We start from the raw sequence: 17,939 nt of genomic DNA, 5'->3' as shown, positions 1-17,939 counted from the left end.
TTATTGCGCGGCCTGGCGCGGCTGCAGCTTTTCGTCGATCTGACGAGACAGGATGGCCGAAAATTCGTCGGCAAAACCTTCCATGCGGGAATGCAGCTTGCCAGCTTCGGCCATGAACTTGTTGTAAGCGATAACAGCCGGGATAGCGGCGACAAGGCCGATCGCGGTTGCAAGCAAAGCTTCGGCAATACCGGGAGCAACAACTGCAAGGTTGGTCGACTTCGAACCGGCAATCGCCTGGAACGATGTCATGATACCGACGACCGTACCGAAGAGGCCAATGAACGGACCGGCCGAACCGATCGTTGCCAGCGATCCGAGGCGTGCCTCATAGGCTTCGCCTTCGCGTGCCATGGTCACGTCCATCGCACGGTCGATACGCATCTGCAGGCCGATCGGCGACCGTGCGCCGCGCTCGAAGCTCTTTTTCCATTCGCGCATGGCGGCAACGAAGATGGCAGCGAGACCATTTTTTTGACGCTCACCGAGCGTGCGGTAGAGCTCTTCCAGCGACTGGCCCGACCAGAAGACCTGCTCGAACTGATCGAACTGCTTCCGCGCCTTGGAGAAGCTTACATACTTGTCGAGCACGATCGCCCAGGTCCAGACCGACGCCCCGAGCAAACCGATCATGACCAGCTTGACGAGAAGCCCCGCCTGCATAAACAACGCCAGCAGACTGACGTCGTGCGTTGCGGCTTCCAAAGCTACCTGTTCCATCAACTATCCCCGAATCCAAACGCCCGGCATGGTGACCGGGCGGGTTCCAAAGCGCATGCTCGCGAATATCTGTCTGACCACCGAGAGCGCAGCCCTAACCCCAAGATGTCCTGAGTTTTCTGCTTGGCTTCTCGCCTTCAAATTTGGTCAAAGGAAGGCGTGCGTTGCACAAATTCCTCGGTCCTGAGTAAGACAACATTATCGTTAATAATGCGTTACAATTGCGCACCCCATCCTCCTGAAACGACTCGACAAATCCGCAAATGATGATTGTTTTCGCCACCACTAGCCGGCCATTCCGGCAGGGTGAGCGCGAGATATGCCGGCATGCAACCACCGGCAGCTTGAGCACGGCAGATGCCTTGGCTATCCGTCCGACCATCACCATCCCGCCTTGAGGCGACCTCGCGCAACTTGGCGGAGAACATTTTCAAAGAGGAATAAATGCTTGTTTTCAAACGCACCCTGATCGGTGCCGCTCTCCTGTCCGTGTTTCTGATTTCACCCGCGGCCGCCAAGGATATCCCTCCGAGAACAGCCGGCCTGTGGCTGCTCAAGGCCGAAGACAATCCGTTCGCGGACTGGTCGATGTGCATCGAAGAGGCCAGGAACGACTTTCTCGATACCGACGTCTGGGATAATTTCGCCAATGAGTGCAAGGTCACGAACTCCAGCACCCGCAAATCATCAGGCAAGATCGACGCGACCTGCAAGCTGACCGAAAAGACCGAGGCCAAATTGCAGGTCACGTTTTCGGGAGACTTCAAGACCGGCTACAGCTTCGAATCAGTCACGCAGTTCGTGAATGCGCTCGGCAAGACCAATACTCTCCATGCCAATGCCAAGGTGACCTATGCCGGAAAATGCCCGGCCGAGCTTAAGCCAGGCATGAAGAGGATGACCAAGAGCGGCCTTATTCTCCGCCCCTGACCGCAAGATCTATACGTCAGGCGTGGCGCACTACGCGCCATGCCCCAGAAACTTATCTGCAATCGTCTCCGGCAACCGCCGGGGTCGCCCATGCTTGTTGATCACTGCGATCACCACTTTGGCGGCGATCAGCAGCGTGTCGCCACGGCGGATTTCCTGACTGAGCACCATCTTGGCGCCACCCGCCTTTTCCGTCGCTGTCGTAATCGTCAGGACATCATCCATCCGCGCTGGTTGCTTGAAGTCGATTTCCATCCGGTGGACCACGAACACGAGACCTTCCTCATCGGCAACCAGAAGCGCGCTCTGCTCGCATCCCAGGCAGCGCAGATAGTCGGTCCGGCCCCTTTCGAGGAAGTGCAGGTAACGCGCGTGATAGACGACGCCGGAAAAGTCCGTGTCCTCGTAATAGACGCGTTGTACGAGCCGGTGTCCGTGATCGGTCAATTCGCCGGAAAGAAGAAAATTATCACTGCTCATGAGGCTTGCCTTGGAAAAACCTTATCGCCATCTGGATATTGGGAGCACTCTGCACCACCATTTAAAGGGCGTCATATTTCCTCCCTATCAGGAAAAGTTTAGAACACCACCGGAGATTTTTTATGAAGATTGCAGTCATGGGCGGCGACGGTTTCATCGGATGGCCAACATCCCTTCACCTGTCCCATGCGGGCCATGAAGTCCATATTCTCGACAATCTTTCCCGCCGCTGGATCGATACGGAACTCGGCGTGCAGTCTCTTACCCCGATGGACAGTATCCAGGAGCGCACCCGCATCTGGCACGCGGAGACCGGCCGCCGCATCCATTTCAATCTCATCGATCTCGCCAAGGACTACGAACTCCTGAAGAACTGGCTTGCCGAGCATCGCCCGGATGCGATCGTGCATTTTGCCGAACAGCGCGCAGCCCCCTATTCGATGAAGAGCGACCGCCACAAGAACTACACGGTCAACAACAACGTCAACGCCACGCACAATCTCCTGAATGCACTGGTCGAACTCGATCTCGACACCCACCTCGTCCATCTCGGCACGATGGGCGTCTATGGCTATTCGACGGTCGGCGCAGCCATCCCCGAAGGCTATCTGCCGGTCGGCATCGAGACGATGAGCGGCGAGACGGTATCCCAGGAAATTCTCTACCCGTCCAATCCCGGCTCGATCTATCACATGACCAAGTGCCTGGATCAGCTTCTCTTCCAATTCTACGCCAAGAACGACCGCATGCGGATCACCGACCTGCATCAGGGCATCGTCTGGGGCACCCATACGGCCGAGACGCGCATCCATGAGCAACTGATAAATCGCTTTGATTATGATGGGGATTACGGGACGGTCTTGAATCGTTTTCTCATCCAGGCGGCAATCGGGTATCCGCTTACCGTACATGGCACCGGAGGCCAGACCCGCGCCTTCATCCATGTTCAGGATTCGGTTCGCTGCATCGAGATCGCCCTCAACAATCCCCCTGCCCGCGGTGGCCGCGTCGAAATCTTCAACCAGATGACCGAAACCCACCGTGTCCGTGATCTGGCCGAGATGATCTCGAAGATGACCGGCGCAAAGATCGCCTGGCTGCCAAATCCGCGCAAGGAAGCACCGGAAAACGATCTCGTGGTGAAGAACGAGAAGTTCATCGAACTCGGCCTCAAGCCGACAACGCTCGGCGAAGGTCTGCTGTCCGAGATCGTCGACGTTGCGAAGAAATACGCCTATCGCGTTGATCGCAGCCGCGTTCCAGCCGTCTCCGCCTGGACCAAGGACATCGCCGCCACCGTCGAACGCGACCCGGAAGGCAAGCGGCTGAAGTCGGTTTCCTAGGAAACCGTATTTCGTCCCCCTCGTCCTCGGGTTAAACCCGAGGACGATGTACAATCCTGCCAAGGCGATAGATGCTCGGGACAGGCCCGAGCATGACGTGCGCGGCACGCGAACAGGACCACAACAAGCCATGCGGAACGCCTTCGTCACCCTCGTGACCAATGCAGATTACATCATGGGCGCGACCGCACTGGTCCACTCGCTGCACCGGACCGGCACCACGGCTGACATCGTCATTTTGCATACGGGTGCGGTTTCGCCTGAGGCGCTGGGCAATCTCAGGACGCTCGGCTGCCGAACCATCGAAGTCTCGCACCTTCCCCTGTCTGACGGCTTCAACGAGCGGCATGCCCGCAAGAACCTGCATGGTGCCGCCCCTTTCACAAAGGGCCGCAAACCCGACTTCCACACGCCGCTCGACAATTTCTGCAAGCTTCGGCTCTGGCAACTCAAGGAATACGGCACTATCGTTTTCCTTGATGCAGACGTGATCGTGTTAAAGAACATCGACAAGCTGTTCGATTATCCGGAATTTTCCGCAGCCCCGAATGTCTACGAGAGCCTTGCTGATTTCCACCGGCTCAATTCCGGCGTCTTTGTTGCAAAACCGTCCGCCGAAACCTTCGAGCGCATGCTTGCAGCCCTCGACCAACCCGACGCCTTCTGGCGGCGGACCGACCAGACCTTTCTCGAAAGCTTCTTTCCCGACTGGCACGGCCTGCCGGTCACCATGAACATGCTGCAATACGTCTGGTTCACCATGCCTGCCCTGTGGGATTGGAAAAGCGTCGCCATCCTTCATTACCAGTATGAAAAGCCGTGGGAGGCAAATCATCCAAAATCCGATCAGTTACACGCTCTGATCGACCTCTGGCATGCCTTTCATGACGGCAGGAACATCCCCGATACCAGCACCCTACCCGGCCCACAGCTCTCCAATCCCGGAGATGCGGCGTGAGGGTGCTGGTTTCCGGCGGCACAGGTCTTGTCGGCCGCTATATCGTCGAAGGCCTTCTGTCGGCAGGATATGCCGTGACAGTTGGCGCCCGCAAACCGCCTCCGGCAGGTTTCTTCTCACAGCCGGCTGATTTCCGTCCGCTGCACCTTGATCCCAAACTCAATCAGTCCAGCACATTCGAAGGCATCGACGCTTTTATCCATGCAGCTTTCGATCACCTTCCGGGAAAATACCGGGGTGGTGAAGGCACGGATCCGAAGCGTTTCCGGCGTCTAAATCTCGACGGATCGGTCAAACTCTTCGAAACGGCAAAAAAAGCAGGCGTGCAGCGAACCGTATTTCTCTCCAGCCGCGCCGTTTATGATGGTCTCGAAATAGGCACGGTCCTCACGGAAGAGCTGGCGCTCTCACCGACATCCCTTTACGGCGAGATCAAGCTCGCTTGTGAGCATGCGCTGAGCACCTTATCCGGCCAGGATTTCGTCACCGCATCGCTGCGCGCCACCGGCATCTATGGAGAATTCCGTCCAAATAAATGGGATGATCTCATCGCCGATACGCTTGTCGGCAAACCGGTTGCGCCACGTGCAGGCACGGAGGTCCATGGAGCAGATGTCGCCCAGGCTGTCCAGCTCATGCTGACAATGGATGCTTCTTCGATAAGTGCGCAGAGCTTCAACATCTCGGACGTCACAGTCGATACGCGAACAATCCTGGAAAGACTGGGGCTTTCGGCCCAGCTGGTTGCCTTCGCGGCACTCTCTGCGAACGCAATGGCTACCGAAAAGATCCGCCGCATGGGCTGGCGGCCCGGAGGAATGCGGCGGTTCGACGAAACCATGGCGATACTGGCTCACCAGATTGAGGATGATCACTGATGATGTGAAGCATGCCGCTGGACATTGCCGTCTCGGCCATGACGGCTCGGCTGTTTCTCTCTTTTCTTCGCCTCGATGGCCTTGGCCTGCTCTTCCGCCCATTTCTGCCCGGCATCGCCGCCCCATAGGAGCCACGCGATGTACCCGGTGGAAGGCTCTTCATCATCACCAAAATTCTCGGCGCGCTTGTCGACCTTGTGGCGGGCGAAATAGCTGACCATTCTCTTGACGGTAAGATCGGAGAGCGACTTGCGATGCTGGAGATCGCGGGCGCGCGCAATGCCAACAGTGGTGCCGCCGCGCCGGAACTTAGCCCTGAGTTTCAGCCCCTTTTCAGCAGCAGCCGCAACGTCCGCCGGCGGACGATTGTCGAAATCCTTATCAGCCATGGCTCTTCTTCACCTCCGACTGACTTTTCAGAACGCGGTCGCCATCATCCTGTTTGATCAGGAATGCCGGTTCCGTGTCGTCCGCCTTGCGCTTGATCGTCTTTCCCTTGATCCGGCGCTCCACGTCCTCGGTGAATTTCTGGGTGACCTTACCCTCTGCCTTGGAGCGACCCCATTTCCATTCGACTTCATTTCCGACTTGGATTTTCTGCATGCATGGCTCCTTTCTCCCTTGGGAAACTCGAGGAGCCGCATGATGTTCCGAAATCAGCTCTTCAGATCGAGGTCGCCATCCCGTTGAACGACATGACGCGGCGAAGTCGGCAGATTTTCGATCTCTTCGGCGATGAAGTAGGGTGGGATATCGAGAGCCTTTAGCGCATCCCTGGTCGCCGGAACCCATTTGAACTCAAGTTCATGCGTATCGACTACACGATGCACGATATCGCTCGGATGAAACGGAAAGCTTTCCGGCAGTTCCATCCGGTAATAAAAGCCGAGTTCGTGCCAGTCCTTGCCTTCGTAATGAAAAAAGTTCTCCGCCACCCAAAGCAACGGGCCGATATCGGCTATCACGCCAAGTTCCTCGACCATCTCCCGCTTGAGCGTCTCCTCGGATGTCTCCCCCACTTCCGCCCGGCCACCGGGAAAAGTCCAGAAGGGCTCGTGAACCGCACGATGGACGAGCACATGCCCATCGCGAAACGCCAGGCCGGCAATGCGCATCTGAAAGATACGCTTAGGCTTGAATTTCATGCGGATACGCAGATCCTGCGGCTTGTCTTTCTTAATCATCTTCCAAACTCATGCGGAACTGTGCCGCTTCCATATCCTTGGGCGGCTGCAGGCCGAGATGTTTCCAGGCTACGGCGGTGAGCACTCGCCCGCGCGGCGTACGCTGGATGAAACCCTGCTGGATCATGTAGGGCTCGATAATATCCTCGATCGCATCTCGCGGCTCCGACAAGCCCGCCGCGATCGTCTCGATCCCGACCGGCCCGCCGGCAAAATTCACCGCGATCATGTTGAGGTAACGCTTGTCGAGCTGGTCGAAACCGGCATGGTCGACATTCAGACGGACAAGCGCCTCATCGGCAATTTCCTTCGTCACCGCTTCGGCACGCGCCACCTCGGCAAAATCGCGCACGCGGCGCAGGAGGCGACCGGCGATACGCGGCGTTCCACGGGCACGGCGGGCAATTTCACGAGCGCCGTCATCCGTCATCTTGAGCCCCATCAACCGCGCCCCGCGCCGCACGATGCCCTCCAGCTCCTCTACGGTATAGAAGGACAGGCGCACCGGAATACCAAATCGATCGCGCAGCGGCGTGGTCAGAAGGCCTATACGGGTGGTGGCAGCAACCAGCGTGAATTTAGAAAGATCGATCTTCACCGAACGCGCCGCCGGCCCCTCGCCGATGATCAGGTCGAGCTGAAAGTCCTCCATGGCAGGATAAAGAATTTCCTCGACCGCCGGGTTTAGCCTATGGATTTCATCGATGAACAGAACGTCGCGTTCTTCGAGATTGGTCAAAAGCGCCGCAAGATCTCCCGCCTTGGCAATGACCGGGCCGGAGGTCGAGCGAAAATTGACCCCGAGCTCCTTCGCCATGATCTGCGCCAGCGTCGTTTTGCCTAGTCCCGGCGGGCCGACGAAAAGAACGTGGTCCAGCGCCTCGCCACGGTTCTTCGCCGCCTCGATAAAGATCTTCAGATTGGCGCGGGCTTCTGCCTGTCCGGTAAACTCGTCCAGCGATTGGGGGCGCAAAGCCGTATCAAGATCTTCGCCCCGCTTTTCCGGCGAGATGAGGCGGGTTTCGTCAGTCATAAGGTATTTCCGTTCGAACCAGTTATCCAGTCAATACACGACATGGACAAAATACGCAGCCGCGATAGCCGTTAACGTGAGAGCTCCTTTAGCCCCAGCCGGATCAGCTTCGCGCTGTCCGCCTCCTCACCTGCAGTTTTCAGCGCCGCAGCCACAGCATTGGCCGCCTGATCGCGCGAATAACCGAGATTGGTCAGCGCCGAAACGGCATCGGAGATAGGTGCGGAGGCGACGCCCTCGCCAATTTCCTGCTTCAGGCCGATATTGGCGGAGGCTTCACCCGCAAAGGCCGGCGCTTTGTTCTTCAATTCGGTGACAATGCGCACCGCCACCTTGGGGCCGACACCCGGCGCACGCGAAACCGCGGTCTTGTCCTGCAGCGCGATCGCATTGGCGAGCTCACCCGGTGTCAACGTCGAAAGAACGGCAAGCGCCACCTTCGAACCGACGCCCTGTACGCTCTGCAACAGACCGAACCATTCGCGTTCCAGCGCCGAGACGAAACCGAACAGCTTCAGCTGATCCTCGCGCACATAGGTCTCGATAAACAGGATCGCCGCCTCGCCGACATTCAGCCGCGACAGCGTGCGCGACGAACAGAAGGCTTCGTAACAGACACCATGCACGTCAACGAGCACATGGTCCGTTCTGATCTCGTCGATAGTGCCTTTAAGCTTGCCGATCATGTCTGTTTTCCTGAAAGAGGGTGCGTGTCGGGCGCGATCAGATCGATACCCGGAAAATAGCGGCGATAGCCGGACGGATCACGCGTCAGCAATGTATACCCACGGATCGTCGCATGCGCGCCGATGAGGAAATCCGGCAATACGCGATCACGCTGTCCGCCTGCCGACCCATATCGGCGAAAGGCATAAGAGGCTGCGAATGCCGCAGACCAAGGCAGGTTCTCACGGATAAACTGGTTGCGCGGCAAAAGCGCATCCACGGTTTCCAGCTCATCGTATCGGTAGGAGAATTCCGAAAAGATGATCTGGTTGATCACCACGCTGCCGCGCGCCATCGCCGCAAGCAGCTGCCGACGCGACCACTCGAGCCAATGCGGATCTCCCACGGCAAGGTCAACGAGAATATTGGTATCGATGAGCGTTGCCATGCTGTTATCGATCGCGTGTTATACGCATCAATTCGTCGGCATCGATGGCCTGGTCACCAGTCCCGCCCAGTTCTTCAAGCGTGGCGATGAAACGATCAAGCCGCGCACGGTCCGCGTCTGCGGTGGTTCCATGCTTGGGTGTCAGGGTAATCACGCCACCTTCCAAACCGAAGATCACCTCGCTGTTAGGCTCTATGCCGACCAGCTCGCGAAGATCCCGTGGTATGGTTACCTGCCCTTTCGATGTCACACGCATGAACTGCTCTCCTTTGAGTAAGAAAATATCTTACCTAGAGAACAAGTCAAGAACAAACCTATTGAGCGGTTATCCGGCCAACGCTTGACGCATACGGTTCCCGCCACGGTTATGGGCGTGGCAGATGGCAATGGCGAGAGCATCAGCAGCATCGTCACCCTTGAACTCGACCTTGGGCATCAGGATCTTCAGCATCATGTGGATCTGTTTCTTATCGCCGTGGCCGACGCCGATCACCGATTTTTTCACGGCATTCGGCGCGTATTCCGAAACAGGCAGTCCGGCACGAGCAGGCACTAGCATCACGACGCCGCGGGCTTGGCCAAGCTTCAACGTCGCGACCGCATCCTTGTTAACGAAAGTCTGCTCGACTGCAGCCTCATCCGGCTTGTAGGCATGCACGATCTCGGCAAGCCCGTCATGCAGCTGGCACAGGCGCGAAGCGAGATCCAGATCCCCATCCGAAGTCACCGTACCTGAGGCGACGAACTTCAGGCTGTTGCCGATCGTGTCGATGACACCCCAGCCCGTGCGTCGAAGTCCGGGATCGATGCCGATGATTCGAATGATGTCTGCCATGTCTCACCCTACCTTCACCCGCCCTTGATAGCCATCGAAATATGAACAAAACAGAAACATCGCATTTCAACTGGTTAACGCGCCGCTAACCATATGTCGCTCTACTGATATGACCTTTGCAACGACGGCGGCTTTTCCGCGTTCTGGGTGTTCTCGAATGATACGAGAGGGAGAGAGGGCGATGTCTCAACGCCAAAGCTTGTTCATGAAGATCACGGCTCTTCTGCTAGTGCAGAATGGCCTGCTGGCAGTGATCGCATCCACTTTTTCTCCGGGAATGTCCCCCGCCATGACAGCACTTCTGGCAGCGGGCGTCATTGGTTTCTCAATGGCGACGGCTATGATGGCCACCCGCATTGCCGGCGCTCATGAGATACGACCGGTCTCGACCAGACTGATGCTCGGTGCCGCACCTGAAAAGGCTATCGCATCCGGTTTAGGCCCGCTGCCAAAATCTTCAGAACCAAAAATTTCTCCTGAACGCGTCAATCCGGCCACCCCCCGCCTAGTTGGGTTGAAGACCATTGACCAGGAGCATGGAATAGCAGGCAACGATCGCCAGAAGGCTTCGGAAGAAGCGCTCAGCGCCTTGGATGCCGGTTTGCGCCGCCTCGCGACAGGCGACCTTTCCGTCACTCTCGACACTCCCTTCTCGGATGGCTTCGAAGGATTGCGCGGTGATTTCAACAAGGCAGTCAATTCGCTCAACGAAAGCCTGACAACCATCATCACTTCGGCGAGCACCCTGCATGGAGAATGCGCCGAGGCGCGTATCCGGCTGACGCAGCAGCGTTCGATGATACCGGATGAAGTTCCCGCTCTTTCGGTTGCCGGCAATGGCCTGCGTGATATCGCGGATCTCCTGCGCGAGCAGGATGCGGCGTTGAGAGAGATCGCCACAATCGCCGCCAATGCCAAGACCTATTGGCAACAGAGCCGCGAAACCGTTTCGCAGGAAATAGAGGCATCCGAAAGCATGCGCGGCTCAGAGAAACAGGTTGGAGACATCGCTGCGCTGATGCGCGACATGGCATTCCGCACCAACATGCTTTCCGTCAGCGCCAGCGTTGCGGCAGCAAACATGGCCGGCCCCCAGGAAACGCTGCCGGCTTTCGCAGCCGAGTTGCGCGATATGGCCGAAACAAGCGCGGCAGCAGCAAAGCAGGCTTCGCTTCTGGAACGCGACGTCACTCTCTGCCTCAAGCAAGCGCGCACACAAACAGGTCGTATCCTGCAGCAGGAACAGCATCTGCACGAGAGTTTCGAGACGATCGGCGACAAGCTCACGTTAATCTCGGAAGCTTCGACGATGTCGTCAGATATCGTTGCCCGCAGCGGCGTCATTCTGGACGGGTCACTCAAGCATGCCAGCCAGCGCCGCTCGCTCGACCATATGCTGGAGACGGCGCTCGAACGCATGGCGCAGGAGCTTGCGGTGATCAATAGGCATTGCGGACGCTTCATCCATATCACCGTTCTTCACGATGACCACACACCGCCAGACACCAGCCCGCCCCACCACCGCAGCCATCTGAAGGTAGTGAAGACGTAAAAGCGGAACCGCCTGCTCATGCTTTTCTGCGCGAAAGGGTCGCCTCGGCGGTTCCGGCTCCCTAGATAGGAACGACAGAATTGTTCCTTTCCAAGGTAGATCCATGATTCCGTTCTCGATACTTGACCTTTCGCCGGTCGGCGAAGGCTACTCGGTGCGCGATGCGCTCGATCAATCTCGCCGCATGGCAATCAAGGCCGAAGAGCAGGGATACAAGCGTGTCTGGCTTGCCGAACACCATGGCATGCCCGGTATAGCCAGCGCTGCGACCTCGATCGTTATCGCCCATGTCGGCGCCGCCACGAAGAAAATCCGCGTCGGCTCCGGTGGCGTCATGCTGCCCAACCATTCCCCTCTCGTGATTGCTGAACAGTTCGGTACGCTGGAAGCGCTGTTGCCCGGCCGTGTCGATCTCGGCCTCGGCCGCGCTCCCGGCACCGACATGCGCACCGCCAGCGCGCTTCGACGCAACATGGATGCCGGTGCCGAGAACTTTCCGCAGGACATCGTCGAACTGAAGCACCTGCTCGGCACGCCGATCGAGAACCAGGCGATCATTGCTGTCCCCGGCACCGAGGCCAATGTACCGATCTGGCTCCTCGGCTCCAGCCTCTACAGCGCCCATCTCGCGGCGGCGCTCGGCCTGCCCTATGCCTTCGCTTCCCACTTCGCCCCCGACATGCTGCTGGATGCGATTGCGATCTATCGCGAACGCTTCCAACCGTCCGCTGAACTGGAAAAGCCCTATGTCATGGTTGGGGTCATGGGCGTCGCCGCAGACACCGATGAAGAAGCCGAACGTCTGTTCACCTCGTCGCAGCAGCAATTCGTCAACCTGCGCAAGAATGTCCGCACCCGCTTCCCCAGGCCGTTGGACAGCATGGATGGCTTCTGGACACCGATGGAAAAGATGAGCGTCGAGCACACGCTGCGTTACGCCGCAGTCGGCTCGGTGCCGACCATTGAGGCAAAGCTGAAAGACTTTCTCGCGGAAACCGGCGCTGACGAACTGATCGTCTCCATGCCGATCCACGACATCGACGCTCGTTTGCATTCGGTCGAGCTGTTTGCCAGCCTGCCGATGATGGAAAAAGCGTGACGCGCAACGAAAAACGGGCCGGCATAAACCGGCCCGTTGCAGTTTCCAGATTCTGAAGAACAATCAGGCCGAGAGTTTGGCCATCACCTCGTCCGACACTTCGAAGTTCGAATAGACGTTCTGCACGTCGTCATCGTCTTCCAGGTTGCCGATGAGCTTCATCAGCGACTGCGCCTTTTCCTCATCGACTTCGATCGTGTTGTGTGCCTTCCAGATCGCCTTGACCGTCTCGGCTTCGCCGAGAACGGCTTCCAGTGCCTTGGACACTTCGTTCATGTCCTCGAAACCGCAATAGATCGTGTGGCCTTCTTCGTCCGTCTCAACGTCATCGGCACCGGCTTCGATAGCCGCTTCCATCACCTTGTCCGCATCGCCGACGGAAAGCTTATAGGTGATTTCGCCGACGTGATCGAATGAGAAGGAAACCGAACCGGTTTCACCAAGCGCACCGCCGGCCTTGGTGAAGATGGAGCGGACGTTGGATGCGGTGCGGTTGCGGTTGTCAGTCAGCGCCTCGACGATGACGGCCGTGCCGCCCGGGCCGTAGCCTTCGTAACGCACGGAATCGTAGTTCTCGGCGTCAGCACCGGAAGCCTTCTTGATCGCACGGTCGATGTTATCCTTCGGCATCGACTGTGCCTTGGCGTTCTGCACGGCAAGGCGAAGCGCAGCGTTCATCGTCGGGTCGGGAAGACCTGTCTTGGCAGCAACGGTGATTTCGCGTGCGAGCTTGGAGAACATCTTCGAACGGATGCCGTCCTGCTTGCCCTTGCGGTGCATGATGTTTTTGAACTGTGAATGGCCAGCCATGGCACCCCTGATACTTTAACCGGTTTTGGAATGGGCGCCTTATAATTTCGAAGCGCCCGCCATTCAAGGCATTTCGATTACCCAAGCGTCCCCGCCTCAACGAAATGGGCCGGAACAAAGCCTTTGCAGCTCCGTTTGACCTATCGAAAACAACAAAGGAGACGCAGGAATGGCAAGCCTCACCGAAGCCCGCGAAGCACCCGAACGCCAGATGTGGGACGAGATCAATGGCGTCCATGCCGGCATGCTTGGTCTGGAAGGCACACACATGCATTTCCAGCCGATGGCGCCGAATGTCGATACCAAGACCAATACGATCTGGTTCTTTACCAAGACGGATACGGATCTCGTGCGCGCCATCGGCGCTGGCGGCCGGGCGCATTTCTGCGTCACCGGCAAGAACCATGACTATCACGCTTGCCTGTCGGGCCCGATCGAAGTCCGCCTCGATGCCGCAAAGCGCGACGAATACTGGAGCGCCGTAACCGCCGCCTGGTACGAGCAGGGCAAGGACGATCCGCTTCTCACCATGCTCGCCTTCAAGGTAGATGATGCCGAAATCTGGGCCTCGACCAACAGCACGCTGAAATTCGGCTGGGAGATCGCCAAGGCCAACATGACCGACGAGAAGATGCCGGAAGTAGGCGTCAAGCAGCACCTCACCTTCTCGGCAATCCATTAGTCTGATTTAGCCGCGGGGGCCGTTAAAGCCCCTGCGGCACTAGGATCGTCGGTTTCTTGGGCAGAGACCGAATCGATACCCTGAGCGTTTTTTCCTTCGCATAGGCGATGTCGAACTTCCCGTCGAACATCGCGAGGAACGTATCCAGCGGCGGCCCGAAACGGTGCATCGGAAGGATCAGCGAAGACCGCAGCCGTTGCACGACGCGGCTCATGCTGTCCGCCCCCATGGTCAAACCACCGTCGACAGGCACCATCAGGATATCGAGACGCCCGATCTCCGTATATTGCGCCTCGTTCAATTCAAAATGCAGATGCCCCAGATGGCCTATGCACAGGCCCGCAACCTCGAAGATGAAGATAGAATTGCCGTTCTCCTCTATACCGCCGCCCCAGTTGCGGATGTCGGAGACGACATTGCGGATATAGACATCTCCAATCATCTCCTGATGTTTAGCCTTTTCACCCGGCACATCGCTCCACCCATGCAGCACCATCTCAATCCCTGGATCGGGCGTCAGAGAGTAATGAGTGGAATGCGCGCGGTTCATCGTCACCACGTCCGGCAATCTGTCAGGCCGATAGACACCGCTGTAGTCCGTCGCAATCCCGATACCGCCCGGCGTCTCGATGAAATAGGTAGAATGCCCGACGAAGGTGATCCTCACCTCTTCCCGCTCGGCGAGCGTCAACGCCTTGCCCGCCTGCGCTAGCTGAACACCCGGCGGGCTGAAGCTCGCAAACCGCACATGCGGCAGTTTCTGAGCGATTGCCTGACATTGGCTGACAGGAAGGCCTTCCTGTGCGTAGGCCGAAGAGAATGCTGAAAGAAGAAAGGCCGAAAAACCGAATGCGAGAGTTCGCAGCTTCATGCCACACTCCGGAAAACGCGTTCATGCTCATTCCGGGGAAAAGGATGGGGCAAGCATGCGGATCGGTCCAGCAGACATTGCCGATCCGCGCCTCACAATTCCGTCATTCGGCCAAAGGTTGAGTTCGATCCGACACAAGGCGCTCCCGAACACGGTCCCACACGAAACCGGATCAGATGATCAGTGTGCGATGCCCGAATGGCGTCCCCTCATCGTAATTCCGCGTTCCGATACGCTCGCTTTCACCCGACAATCTTGCGTCATCTGCCTGCTCGTCGAGTGTTTCCGAAGCAGTCGCGTCCTGTCGGCGGTGCGGGTGCCGATCATCGAGAGACGCGGAAGGCTCTTCTTCGCTTCCGGCCTCGTCCTGCTGCTCACGAAAACGCTTCATGGTCGCAAGGTCGGCATTGATCTGATCCTGCCGGTGGGCTGCCCAGACATTATCAGGCTCAGCCCGGCTGACCACGCTGCTATCGACCAAAGTCGCGGCGGATGCTGACGTCGAAGAAACGCGGGTAACCGGGTCAACCATGCTATGCCCTCCATCAGATGCCGCCCTGCCCGGCACAAGCGCCGGGTCAGGAGATCACATGCCGGAATAATAGCATGGGAACCGCAGTTCCCCAATCAACGCCAGAAGCTGGGAATGGTTTCCGCCAGCCGCGGCCCGATCCGCAGAGGTTCGATCTTCTCCGCAAGCCCGGTCGAGTCCGAAATCTCGATACCGAGACCGCAAAGCGTCGCCGGTCCATGCGCCGCCTCGAACCGGCCCTTAGGCATTTTCGAGATGAAGCGGTTGAGCGGCTCTTCCTTCTCCATTCCCAGAGACGAGTCGTAGTCGCCGCACATGCCGGCATCCGACATATAGCCGGTGCCGCCGTTCAGGATCTGGCAATCGGCGGTCGGCACATGGGTATGCGTGCCGACAACGAGCGAGGCGCGCCCGTCGACGAAATGCCCAAAGCACTGCTTCTCGCTGGTCGCTTCTGCGTGGAAATCGAAGATGATCGCGTCGGCCTGCTCCTTCAACGGAGCAGCATCGAGGATTGCCTCGGCGCTCTTGAAGGGATCGTCGAGTTCCGGATGCATGAACACCCGGCCCATGATGTTGGCAACGAGGATGCGCGCACCGTTTCGGGCATAATAGAGACCCGACCCCTTGCCCGGCGTGCCGGCAGGATAGTTCGCGGGCCGCAGGAACTGGTCGTGGCGACCGGCAAAGGTCACCGCTTCTTTCTGGTCCCAGACGTGATTGCCGGTCGTGACGACATCGGCACCGGCATTGATCGTCTCAAGAAAGATGTCCTCGGTAATGCCGAAGCCGCCGGCTGCGTTCTCGCCATTGACGATGACGAAATCGAGCTTCAGGTCGGAAATCAGTCCCGGCAGTTTTTCCCATACGGTCGTGCGGCCGGTCTTGCCGACCATGTCACCTAGAAAGAGAAGGCGCATTCCTATCCAATCTTTACAATGGCCTCATCGGACAGATCGCGAAAGCCGCTTTCCGTCAGGATCCCGTGAAGCCTTATATCATGAGGTTCTTCGGGAACTGATGCCACTTCCTGGCAGTCGAATGCAATGCCGATCAGCCGTGGATTGCAGCCTTTTTGCTGCAAACGGTAAATTGCGCGATCATAATAACCGCCACCATAACCGATCCGGTGGCCTCTGCGGTCGAACGCCGCAAGTGGCACCAGCATGATCTCGGGGTCGAGTTCGGCCGCGTCCAACCCCGGCCCGACCGTGCCGAAGACGCCCGCGACAAGCTCGGCGCCGGGTGTCAGCTCGCGAAAAACGATGATTTCCTTGTCGAGTACAACGGGCACGCAAATCCGCGCCCCGCGTTGTCTCAGGAGATCCATAAGAGGACGGACATCCACCTCGGAGCGGATCGGCAGGAAGCCGGACACGAGCGTTCCGTCGTTGAGATCGATCGCCGCCATGCCATGCGATGCCAGCGACAGGCTTTTCTCCACGCGCTCCGCAGCACTGAGCGCATCGCGCGCCGCGAGCCTTTCGGCCCGCAGCGACGCCTTGATCGATTGGCCGGCCATCAGGCCTTGTCGCCCGAGCGCGAGACCAGCAGCTTGTCGATACGCCGACCGTCAAGATCGACGACCTCGAAGGTCCAGCCATGCGTCGTGAAGCTTTCGCCGAGTTCCGGCAGGTGCTTCAATTCGTCAAGCACGAAACCGGCAACGGTCTCGTAACCCGGATCCTCCTCGATCGAGATCCCCATCTGCGCCCCGAACTCATCCACCGGCATCCAGCCGGCGATCAGGTAAGAACCATCGTCCCGCACCACGATTGCAGGCTCTTCGGTCGCGTCTTCCTGGAACACACCGGTGATTGCCTCCAGCACGTCGCCTGAGCTGATGATGCCTTCGAAATGACCGTACTCGTCATAGACAAGCACCATATGCGCCGGTGCCTTCCTGAGCGCCTGGATGACGTCGAGAGCGCCAGTCAGATCGGAGACAACGGGAGCCTCACGCATAACAAGCTGAACATCGAACTGCTTTCCGCCGGCCATGAAATCATAGGCGTCCTTGACGAACAGAACGCCGATGATCTCGTCGGAACTGCCCTTGCGAACCGGAAGGCGGGAGCGTGTCGTGGCGCGAAGCTGGGCGCGGATTTCCTCCGGTTCGTCCTCGGTATCGATCACCTCGACATCGCGGCGCGGCGTCATCAGGCCGCGGGCGGTGCGGTCGGCCAGGCGCATGACGCCGGAAATCATCTCGGACTCACCGCTTTCGATGACGCCGGCGCTCTGCGCTTCAGCAAGAACGGTGCGGATTTCCTCGTCCGTCACCTTGTCTTCGGACTCGCCCTTCTGACCGAGTATGGCCAGCACGAAGCGGCCGGAAATATCGAGAAACCAGACGATGGGCGCGCCGATCATCGCCACGAGCTTCATCGCAGGCGCGACGCGGGCGGCAACAGATTCTGGCGCGCGAAGCGCAATCTGCTTCGGCACCAGTTCGCCGAGGATAAGCGACATATAGGTGATGACGACAACGACACCGCCGACACCAAGCCAGTCGGCAAGGTTCTCGGCCATGCCCTGTGCCTCGAGCCATGAGGTCAGGCGCGTACCGAGGGTTGCGCCTGAAAATGCGCCGGAAAGAACACCAACCAGCGTGATGCCGATCTGAACGGAAGAGAGAAAACGACCTGGGTCTTCGGCAAGCTTGATGGCTGTGGCCGCACCGCGATTTCCCTGCTCTGCCATAACCTTGAGACGGATGGGGCGGGATGAAACGACGGCAAGTTCCGACATCGCAAGAACACCATTCAATATGGTGAGTGCAACGACGATAAGGATTTCGGTTAACAAAAGGTGCTCTTAGGCTGGGACAATATCCTGCGCACAAAACGTTGACCGCTTGCGGCGGCTGCCGTTGATTTCATGATGTGATCTCGCGCGCAGTTCGGAAAACCGTCAGC

Annotated in this window: 23 protein-coding genes; 7 read left to right on the top strand and 16 right to left on the bottom strand. The window is 58.3% G+C overall.

The features are described 5' to 3' along the window. Window positions 1-720 (bottom strand): protein TolQ, encoded by a 720-nt coding sequence (gene tolQ, locus GGE33_RS02690; RefSeq protein ID WP_183821146.1) that lies wholly within the window; start codon window positions 718-720, stop codon window positions 1-3. Between the two features lie 444 nt (window positions 721-1,164). On the opposite strand from tolQ, the gene GGE33_RS02685 reads away from it, so the two are divergent. Beyond that, window positions 1,165-1,650: a DUF3617 domain-containing protein gene (locus GGE33_RS02685; RefSeq protein ID WP_183821145.1), complete on the top strand. Its 486-nt coding sequence runs from the start codon at window positions 1,165-1,167 to the stop codon at window positions 1,648-1,650. A 30-nt stretch (window positions 1,651-1,680) separates the two neighbouring features. Here the strand turns inward: GGE33_RS02685 and ybgC are convergent, their stop codons facing one another. Further along, a complete protein-coding gene (gene ybgC / locus GGE33_RS02680; protein ID WP_183821144.1) occupies window positions 1,681-2,130 on the bottom strand; it encodes a tol-pal system-associated acyl-CoA thioesterase in 450 nt (149 codons plus the stop codon). 122 nt (window positions 2,131-2,252) lie between these two features. Here ybgC and GGE33_RS02675 point away from each other — a divergent pair, with 122 nt between their 5' ends. The 3 genes from GGE33_RS02675 (at window position 2,253) to GGE33_RS02665 (ending at window position 5,309) form a co-directional block, all read left to right on the top strand. Further along, complete coding sequence (locus GGE33_RS02675; RefSeq protein ID WP_183821143.1) at window positions 2,253-3,473, top strand: NAD-dependent epimerase/dehydratase family protein; 1,221 nt, start codon at window positions 2,253-2,255, stop codon at window positions 3,471-3,473. 130 nt (window positions 3,474-3,603) lie between these two features. Next, window positions 3,604-4,431 (top strand): glycosyltransferase, encoded by an 828-nt coding sequence (locus tag GGE33_RS02670; RefSeq protein ID WP_183821142.1) that lies wholly within the window; start codon window positions 3,604-3,606, stop codon window positions 4,429-4,431. After that, complete coding sequence (locus GGE33_RS02665) at window positions 4,428-5,309, top strand: NAD-dependent epimerase/dehydratase family protein (protein WP_183821141.1); 882 nt, start codon at window positions 4,428-4,430, stop codon at window positions 5,307-5,309. The genes GGE33_RS02670 and GGE33_RS02665 overlap by 4 nt, the downstream gene beginning before the upstream one ends. On the opposite strand, the gene GGE33_RS02660 is transcribed toward GGE33_RS02665, so the two are convergent. From GGE33_RS02660 to ruvC, 8 genes are all read right to left on the bottom strand, one after another. Then, window positions 5,303-5,698: a hypothetical protein gene (locus GGE33_RS02660; protein WP_183821140.1), complete on the bottom strand. Its 396-nt coding sequence runs from the start codon at window positions 5,696-5,698 to the stop codon at window positions 5,303-5,305. The genes GGE33_RS02665 and GGE33_RS02660 overlap by 7 nt on opposite strands. After that, window positions 5,691-5,912, bottom strand: a complete 222-nt coding sequence (locus GGE33_RS02655; RefSeq protein WP_183821139.1) for a hypervirulence associated TUDOR domain-containing protein — start codon at window positions 5,910-5,912, stop codon at window positions 5,691-5,693. The genes GGE33_RS02660 and GGE33_RS02655 overlap by 8 nt, the downstream gene beginning before the upstream one ends. A gap of 53 nt (window positions 5,913-5,965) precedes the next feature. Further along, window positions 5,966-6,454, bottom strand: a complete 489-nt coding sequence (locus tag GGE33_RS02650) for an NUDIX hydrolase (RefSeq protein ID WP_343062370.1) — start codon at window positions 6,452-6,454, stop codon at window positions 5,966-5,968. A gap of 31 nt (window positions 6,455-6,485) precedes the next feature. Further along, window positions 6,486-7,526 (bottom strand): Holliday junction branch migration DNA helicase RuvB, encoded by a 1,041-nt coding sequence (gene ruvB / locus GGE33_RS02645; RefSeq protein WP_183821137.1) that lies wholly within the window; start codon window positions 7,524-7,526, stop codon window positions 6,486-6,488. Between the two features lie 71 nt (window positions 7,527-7,597). Then, on the bottom strand, window positions 7,598-8,212 hold the full coding sequence (ruvA, locus tag GGE33_RS02640) for a Holliday junction branch migration protein RuvA (RefSeq protein WP_183821136.1): 615 nt from the start codon (window positions 8,210-8,212) through the stop codon (window positions 7,598-7,600). Further along, complete coding sequence (locus tag GGE33_RS02635; protein ID WP_183821135.1) at window positions 8,209-8,640, bottom strand: type II toxin-antitoxin system VapC family toxin; 432 nt, start codon at window positions 8,638-8,640, stop codon at window positions 8,209-8,211. The genes ruvA and GGE33_RS02635 overlap by 4 nt, the downstream gene beginning before the upstream one ends. A gap of 4 nt (window positions 8,641-8,644) precedes the next feature. After that, complete coding sequence (locus tag GGE33_RS02630; RefSeq protein WP_183821134.1) at window positions 8,645-8,896, bottom strand: AbrB/MazE/SpoVT family DNA-binding domain-containing protein; 252 nt, start codon at window positions 8,894-8,896, stop codon at window positions 8,645-8,647. 69 nt (window positions 8,897-8,965) lie between these two features. Then, window positions 8,966-9,475: a crossover junction endodeoxyribonuclease RuvC gene (ruvC, locus tag GGE33_RS02625; protein WP_183821133.1), complete on the bottom strand. Its 510-nt coding sequence runs from the start codon at window positions 9,473-9,475 to the stop codon at window positions 8,966-8,968. 181 nt (window positions 9,476-9,656) lie between these two features. On the opposite strand from ruvC, the gene GGE33_RS02620 reads away from it, so the two are divergent. Together GGE33_RS02620 and GGE33_RS02615 are read left to right on the top strand one after the other, a co-directional pair. Then, window positions 9,657-11,027, top strand: coding sequence for a methyl-accepting chemotaxis protein (locus tag GGE33_RS02620; RefSeq protein WP_183821132.1), 1,371 nt, complete (start codon window positions 9,657-9,659; stop codon window positions 11,025-11,027). A gap of 103 nt (window positions 11,028-11,130) precedes the next feature. Next, window positions 11,131-12,126 carry an LLM class flavin-dependent oxidoreductase gene (locus GGE33_RS02615; protein ID WP_183821131.1) on the top strand — a complete coding sequence of 332 codons (996 nt, stop codon included), beginning with the start codon at window positions 11,131-11,133 and terminating at the stop codon, window positions 12,124-12,126. A gap of 63 nt (window positions 12,127-12,189) precedes the next feature. Here GGE33_RS02615 and GGE33_RS02610 read toward each other — a convergent pair whose 3' ends face one another. Next, window positions 12,190-12,936 (bottom strand): YebC/PmpR family DNA-binding transcriptional regulator, encoded by a 747-nt coding sequence (locus tag GGE33_RS02610; protein ID WP_183821130.1) that lies wholly within the window; start codon window positions 12,934-12,936, stop codon window positions 12,190-12,192. 169 nt (window positions 12,937-13,105) lie between these two features. On the opposite strand from GGE33_RS02610, the gene GGE33_RS02605 reads away from it, so the two are divergent. Then, window positions 13,106-13,618, top strand: a complete 513-nt coding sequence (locus GGE33_RS02605) for a pyridoxamine 5'-phosphate oxidase family protein (protein WP_183821129.1) — start codon at window positions 13,106-13,108, stop codon at window positions 13,616-13,618. Window positions 13,619-13,640: 22 nt separating this feature from the next. Here GGE33_RS02605 and GGE33_RS02600 read toward each other — a convergent pair whose 3' ends face one another. From GGE33_RS02600 to GGE33_RS02580, 5 genes are all read right to left on the bottom strand, one after another. Beyond that, window positions 13,641-14,489 carry an MBL fold metallo-hydrolase gene (locus GGE33_RS02600; RefSeq protein ID WP_183821128.1) on the bottom strand — a complete coding sequence of 283 codons (849 nt, stop codon included), beginning with the start codon at window positions 14,487-14,489 and terminating at the stop codon, window positions 13,641-13,643. 172 nt (window positions 14,490-14,661) lie between these two features. Beyond that, window positions 14,662-15,021, bottom strand: a complete 360-nt coding sequence (locus GGE33_RS02595) for a hypothetical protein (protein WP_183821127.1) — start codon at window positions 15,019-15,021, stop codon at window positions 14,662-14,664. Window positions 15,022-15,116: 95 nt separating this feature from the next. Next, window positions 15,117-15,941 carry a TIGR00282 family metallophosphoesterase gene (locus GGE33_RS02590; protein ID WP_183821126.1) on the bottom strand — a complete coding sequence of 275 codons (825 nt, stop codon included), beginning with the start codon at window positions 15,939-15,941 and terminating at the stop codon, window positions 15,117-15,119. A 2-nt stretch (window positions 15,942-15,943) separates the two neighbouring features. After that, complete coding sequence (locus GGE33_RS02585; RefSeq protein ID WP_183821125.1) at window positions 15,944-16,543, bottom strand: 5-formyltetrahydrofolate cyclo-ligase; 600 nt, start codon at window positions 16,541-16,543, stop codon at window positions 15,944-15,946. Then, a complete protein-coding gene (locus tag GGE33_RS02580) occupies window positions 16,543-17,829 on the bottom strand; it encodes a hemolysin family protein (protein ID WP_183821124.1) in 1,287 nt (428 codons plus the stop codon). Before GGE33_RS02580 ends, GGE33_RS02585 begins: the two co-directional genes overlap by 1 nt. Window positions 17,830-17,939 lie beyond the last annotated feature (110 nt).

Source organism: Aliirhizobium cellulosilyticum (assembly GCF_014198105.1).
Taxonomy (GTDB): domain Bacteria; phylum Pseudomonadota; class Alphaproteobacteria; order Rhizobiales; family Rhizobiaceae; genus Neorhizobium; species Neorhizobium cellulosilyticum.
This window is presented reverse-complemented; position numbering and strand designations above follow the sequence as displayed.